General features: G+C 71.0%; 4 protein-coding genes. 3 read left to right on the top strand and 1 reads right to left on the bottom strand.

Going from position 1 to position 5,535, the window contains the following annotated elements:
• Positions 1–107: 107 nt before the first annotated feature.
• Positions 108–518 carry a MerR family transcriptional regulator gene (locus FNX44_RS23195; protein WP_143650757.1) on the bottom strand — a complete coding sequence of 137 codons (411 nt, stop codon included), beginning with the start codon at positions 516–518 and terminating at the stop codon, positions 108–110.
• A 365-nt stretch (positions 519–883) separates the two neighbouring features.
• On the opposite strand from FNX44_RS23195, the gene FNX44_RS23190 reads away from it, so the two are divergent.
• The 3 genes from FNX44_RS23190 (at position 884) to FNX44_RS23180 (ending at position 5,447) form a co-directional block, all read left to right on the top strand.
• Entirely contained in the window at positions 884–2,395 is a 1,512-nt protein-coding gene (locus tag FNX44_RS23190) for a SulP family inorganic anion transporter (protein WP_143650755.1), read from the top strand.
• A gap of 115 nt (positions 2,396–2,510) precedes the next feature.
• Entirely contained in the window at positions 2,511–3,839 is a 1,329-nt protein-coding gene (locus tag FNX44_RS23185; RefSeq protein ID WP_323369610.1) for an MFS transporter, read from the top strand.
• A 309-nt stretch (positions 3,840–4,148) separates the two neighbouring features.
• Positions 4,149–5,447 (top strand): DUF418 domain-containing protein, encoded by a 1,299-nt coding sequence (locus tag FNX44_RS23180; protein WP_323369608.1) that lies wholly within the window; start codon positions 4,149–4,151, stop codon positions 5,445–5,447.
• The last annotated feature ends 88 nt before the right edge of the window (positions 5,448–5,535 follow it).

The following is a 5,535-nucleotide window of genomic DNA, read 5'->3' as shown; positions in this document are numbered from 1 at the left end:
GGGGACGGACGGGCAGGGCCGGACGGGCAGGGCCGGACGGGCAGGGCCCGGACGGGCAGGGCCGGACGGATCGGATGAACGGCCTGCCCAGCCGGCGTCAGCCGGCGTCAGCCGGCGTCGTCGAGCTTGCGGCGGAGGGTGGCGGCGAAGTCCTCCGCGGCCATCAGCTGGGCCCGCAGTTTCTCGCAGCGCGCATCCGCGACCTTCTGGTAGGAGTCCAGGCGCTCCCGCAGGCGCTGCCGCTCGTCATCAGCCGACTGGCCGTCGTCGGCGGCGGCGATCCGGTCGATGATCTCCAGCAGCTCCCGCATCTCCTCCAGCGAGAAGTCCAGCGGCTTCATCCGGCGGATGACCATCAGCCGATCCACGTCGGACTCGGTGTAGAGACGGAAGCCGCCCTTGCTGCGGGCGGACGGCGTGACAAGGCCCACGTCCTCGTAGTGGCGGATCGTGCGGAGCGACAGACCGGTCCTCTCGGCCACCTCGCCGATCTGCATGTGCCGCGCCTGGTCCGCCATTACCGCCTTCTCCGTCCCGCCGGTGCACGCCGCGTTTTCAGCCACCGAATCCCGGACGCGTGTCTGGAATCACAGCCTGGACGTGCTGTTTACCTGCATTTCACAAGCCACAAGTCGCACTCTGCCCTCACGTCAGGGTAGAGTCGTGGAGGTTGTCGCCGCTGCGGTCCCGATCGGGTCGCAGCCGGGCGGCACCCCAAGGCTTCCGGGCAATGATGCCCGAACGGCGGCCTCCCGGCCGCCCCTCCCACCGGCAGGGCCCCCGACGTGGCCGGGCCGCCGGGGACTCCCTCGGTTACGGAGTCGAGCACGAAGCGCGCGTGCGTCCAGCGGTTGGGCGCGTGCGCCCGAACAGAAACGGTCGCATGTCCTCACCGCTCGCCGCTGCGCCCAAGCAGTCCAAGCTGCCCAAGCTGTCCAAGCCGGACTGGCTCGCCTCCCCCAAGGTCTTCCGCACCGAGGTCCTGGCCGGCCTCGTGGTCGCCCTGGCCCTGATCCCCGAGGCGATCTCCTTCTCGATCATCGCGGGCGTGGACCCGGCCGTCGGTCTCTTCGCCTCCTTCACCATGGCCGTGGTGATCTCGATCGTCGGCGGCCGCAAGGCGATGATCTCCGCCGCGACCGGTGCGATCGCCCTGGTCATCGCACCGCTGAACCACAATCACGGCCTCGGCTACCTGATCGCCGCCGTGATCCTCGGCGGTCTGATGCAGATCGCGCTCGGGGCACTGGGCGTGGCCAAGCTCATGCGGTTCATCCCGCGCAGCGTCATGGTCGGCTTCGTGAACGCCCTGGCCATCCTGATCTTCATGGCCCAGGTGCCGGAGATGAAGGACGTCCCGTGGGTGGTCTACCCGCTGATTCTCGGCGGCCTGGCGATGATGGTCTTCTTCCCGAAGCTCACCACCGTCATCCCCGCGCCGCTGGTGTCGATCGTGGTCCTCACGGTCATCACCATCGGTGCCGGCCTCGCCGTGCCGACCGTCGGCGACAAGGGCGAGCTGCCTTCCTCCCTGCCGGTGCCCGGCCTGCCGGACGTGCCGTTCACCATGGACACCCTGACGACCATCGCGCCGTACGCCTTCGCGTTCGCGCTGGTCGGCCTGATGGAGTCGCTGATGACCGCCAAGCTGGTCGACGACATCACCGACACGCACTCCAACAAGACGCGCGAGTCCGTCGGCCAGGGCATCGCCAACATCGTGACCGGCTTCTTCGGCGGCATGGGCGGCTGCGCCATGATCGGCCAGACCATGATCAACGTGAAGGTGTCCGGCGCCCGCACCCGGCTGTCGACGTTCCTCGCCGGCTCCTTCCTCATGGTGCTGTGCGTGGTCTTCGGCCCGGTCGTCTCCGACATCCCGATGGCCGCCCTCGTCGCCGTCATGATCATGGTGTCCGTCGCCACCTTCGACTGGCACTCCATCCAGCCGAAGACCCTCAAGCGGCTGCCGCTGGGGGAGACCACCGTCATGGTCGTCACCGTCGCTGTCGTCGTCGCCACCCACAACCTGGCCGTCGGCGTCATCGTCGGCTCCCTCACCGCCATGGTGATCTTCGCCAAGCGCGTCGCCCACCTGGCCGAGGTCACCGGCGTCGTCGACCCGGACGGCAACCAGGTCGTCTACGCGGTCACCGGCGAACTCTTCTTCGCCTCCTCCAACGACCTCGTCTACCAGTTCAACTACAAGGACGACCCGGACGACGTCGTCATCGACCTCTCCGACGCCCACATCTGGGACGCCTCGTCCGTCGCGGCACTCGACGCCATCGAGAACAAGTACACCCAGCGCGGCAAGAAGGTCACCATCATCGGCCTGAACAAGCCCAGCGCCGACATGCACGGCAAGCTCGCCGGACAACTCACCAGCCACTGACCATCAGCCGCCGCTGTCCGACCACCACCGAGGTGGTCGGACAGCGGCGGTCTTCCGTCGCCCCCGGCCCCTCCGGGAAGATGGCCGGTCGGTACGCCGCCCCGGCCGGTACGGGGTGGGGAAGGGAGCGACGCTGAACAGGTTCACCACCGGCTCGGCCACCGGCCGCGCGCCCGGACACCCGGCCGCCGCGCCGCCGTTCCACGGCTGGCGCATCGTCGCCTACAGCGCCGTCGCCATGGCGATGACCGCTCCCGGACAGACGGCGGGCGTGTCCGTCCTCCTCGACCCGATGATCGAGGACCTGGGAATCGGCCGGACCCAGGTCTCCACCGCGTACCTGGTCGGCACCCTGTGTGGGGCGAGTGCGATGCCCTTTGTCGGCAGGGCCGTCGACCGGTACGGGCCGCGTCGGGTGATGCTCGCAGTCGCCGCCGTCTTCGGCACGGTACTGCTCGCCCTGTCGTTCGTGTCCGGGATCATCGGCCTGACCGCCGGGTTCGTCGGCATCCGGATGGCCGGTCAGGGGGCACTCGGACTCGTCGCCACGACCACCGTCGCGTACTGGTTCCACCGGCGGCGCGGGCTCGCGCTCGGCATCACCAGCGCCGTCGGGACGGCCGGCATCTCCCTCGCCCCGGTGGCCGTCGAACGGCTCGTCGCCGAGGTGGGGTGGCGCGCCGCCTGGGCGGTGGAGGGGCTGGCCGTGTGGGCGGTGGTCGTTCCGCTCGCGCTCTTCGGACTCCGCGACCGGCCCTCCGACGTCGGCCAGCACGTCGACGGCGTCGCCCCGCCCGAGGACGGCAACGACCACGACAAGGCCACCGGCCGGCCACTGCGGCACGCGGCACGGACCGGCATGTTCTGGGCCATCGCCCTCTGCATGGCGTCCAGCGCGATGCTCACCACCGGGCTCAACTTCCACCAGATCGACCTGCTCGGCGAGCGCGGGCTCAGCCCGGTCGAGGCCGCCGCGAACTTCCTTCCGCAGACCGTCGCGGCCCTGCTCGCCACCCTCGCCGCCGGCGCGCTGCTGGACCGCGCCTCGCCCCGCATCGTGCTCGTCGCCTCGATGCTCACCCTCGCGGGCGCGGTCGCCGCCGCGGGCGTGGTCCGGCCCGGCTGGACGGCACTCGCCTTCGGGCTGGCCCTCGGCTCCGCCAACGGGCTGCTGCGCGCCGTCGAATCAGCCGCCTACCCGCTGTACTTCGGCACTGCCCACCTCGGCGCCATCCGCGGCGTCTCCTACACGGTGAGCGTCGGCGCCAGCGCCCTCGGCCCAGTCGCCGTCGCACTCGGCCACCACGCGACCGGCAGCTACGGCCCGGCACTGCTGCTCTTCGCCCTGATCCCGTTCTGCGCGGCAGCCCTCGTCCTCCTCGCCCGCGAACCAGGCGAGCCCTCCGCGCCCGCGCCGTCCGAGGAGCGATCCCGGAAAGCCTGACGCTCGCCGTCGCCGACAGCCGATCCCGGCCCCCACTCGGGTAGCGTTCCACCGGCGCCGCCGCGCCCCGGCCTCGCTGGCTACGGCAAGCCCGCTGACGGGAACGGCGAGTTCCCGTCAGCGCTCGCCGGCAGGTCTCTCCCACCCGCCACCGGGTCGGCCGTTTTTGTCACCTTCACCGTTGTCGTCGCTCTTGCCGGCGCACACATCTACCGCAGACGGGATGCCGCGTAGCCCGGCTTCGGGTGACCGGAAGTCAGGTCCGTGCACGACGTCGCAAGGCCGCGCGCCGGCTGAGAGGATCCACCCGTGAGTTCAGCAACCAGCGGCCCAGGACACCGGCTGGCCAGCGGGGCGGTCGGTCAGGCCACTGCGCGGCGCGCGCCGACCACACCGCGGATCCTGGAGGTGGACGCGCTGCGCGGGTTCGCGCTCGGGGGGATCCTCCTCGCGAACGTGCTGGTGATGGCCGGGCCCTTCGCGTTGACGGGCGGCCGCCCGGAGGAGACGGGCGCGGATCTGATCGCGCACTGGCTGGTCGCCGCGCTTGTGGAGAGCAAGTTCTACCTGCTCTTCTCGTTCCTCTTCGGATACAGCTTCACCCTGCAGACGAGTTCGGCAGAGCGGGCCGGAGCGTCCTTCGAACGACGGATGCTGCGCAGGCTGCTCGCACTGTTCGTCCTGGGTGTCACGCACGCGGTGCTGTTGTACTCAGGGGACATCCTCACGACCTACGCCGTGCTCGGGCTCGTCCTGTTCGCGTCACGACGGGCATCACCAGAGCGGGTGTGGCGCGCCGCGCTGTGGCTGTACGGGGTGATCGCCGTGCTCCTGCTGCTCGCCGCCGCCTCGGCGACCGTGCCGGCAAGCGAGTTCGGGACGGCGGCGGAGGCGCAGGCGGAGGCGCACGCTCTGACGGAGGCGTACCGGGGTGGCCTCGCAGACGTGGTGGCGGCCAACATCCGGGCGTTGCCGGAGCTCCTGCTGGGCACGCTGGTCGCGGGCGGGCACGTCGTCACCGCGTTTCTGGTGGGGTTCGTCGCAGGCAGGCGTCGGTCGCTCGCCGGGAACGTGTCCGCGAGCCGGCTGCGGCGGAGCTGCGTGATCGGTGGTGTTGTGGGCGTTCCGGGCGGCGTTCTGATGGCGCTGGGCACGGTCGGCCCGCTGTCGGACCAGTGGGAGGTGCCGGCCTTTGTGCTGGGTCTGGTAGCCGCGCCCGCCCTTTCCGTCGCGTACGCCAGTGGGTTGCTGCTGTGGTTCCGGACGGCGCGGGGCGCCCGGGTCGCGTCCTGGCTGGCTCCCGCCGGCCGGATGGCGCTCACCAACTACCTGCTGCAGTCGCTTGTCATGGCGCTGGTCTTCTACGGATACGGCCTCGGCCTCTACGGCAGGACCGGTGCTGCAGCGGCGGTGTGCGGCGCGCTTGTCCTCTACGTGACGCAGTCGTACGTCAGCGCCAGGCTGATGCGCCGGTTCCGCTACGGGCCCGTGGAGTGGGTCCTGCGCGCGGTCACCGTGGCGGGGCGGCCCGGCGAGGACGGCGGGGTGAGGAAGCCGCTCGGGCTCCGGGACGCCGCTTCCCCGGCCGCGGGTGAGGTGCGGGAGTGATGTCTGCCGGCACGGCACGCCGAACCTCGGTCGGCGATCTGGGCGTTGTTGCGTCTTCGAGCGCCGGGGCGGGGTCGGTTCTAGGGGG

Origin of the sequence: Streptomyces alkaliterrae (genome assembly GCF_007097205.2) — a bacterium.
GTDB classification, from domain to species: Bacteria; Actinomycetota; Actinomycetes; order Streptomycetales; family Streptomycetaceae; genus Streptomyces; species Streptomyces alkaliterrae.
The sequence above is the reverse complement of the archived record's forward strand: the minus strand, read 5'-3'. Positions and strand labels throughout refer to the sequence as shown.

Coding starts and splice junctions, on each gene's coding strand:
- FNX44_RS23190 (WP_143650755.1), top strand. CDS start 884: ATGTCCTCACCGCTCGCCGCTGCGCCCAAGCAGTCCAAGCTGCCCAAG.
- FNX44_RS23195 (WP_143650757.1), bottom strand. CDS start 518: ATGGCGGACCAGGCGCGGCACATGCAGATCGGCGAGGTGGCCGAGAGG.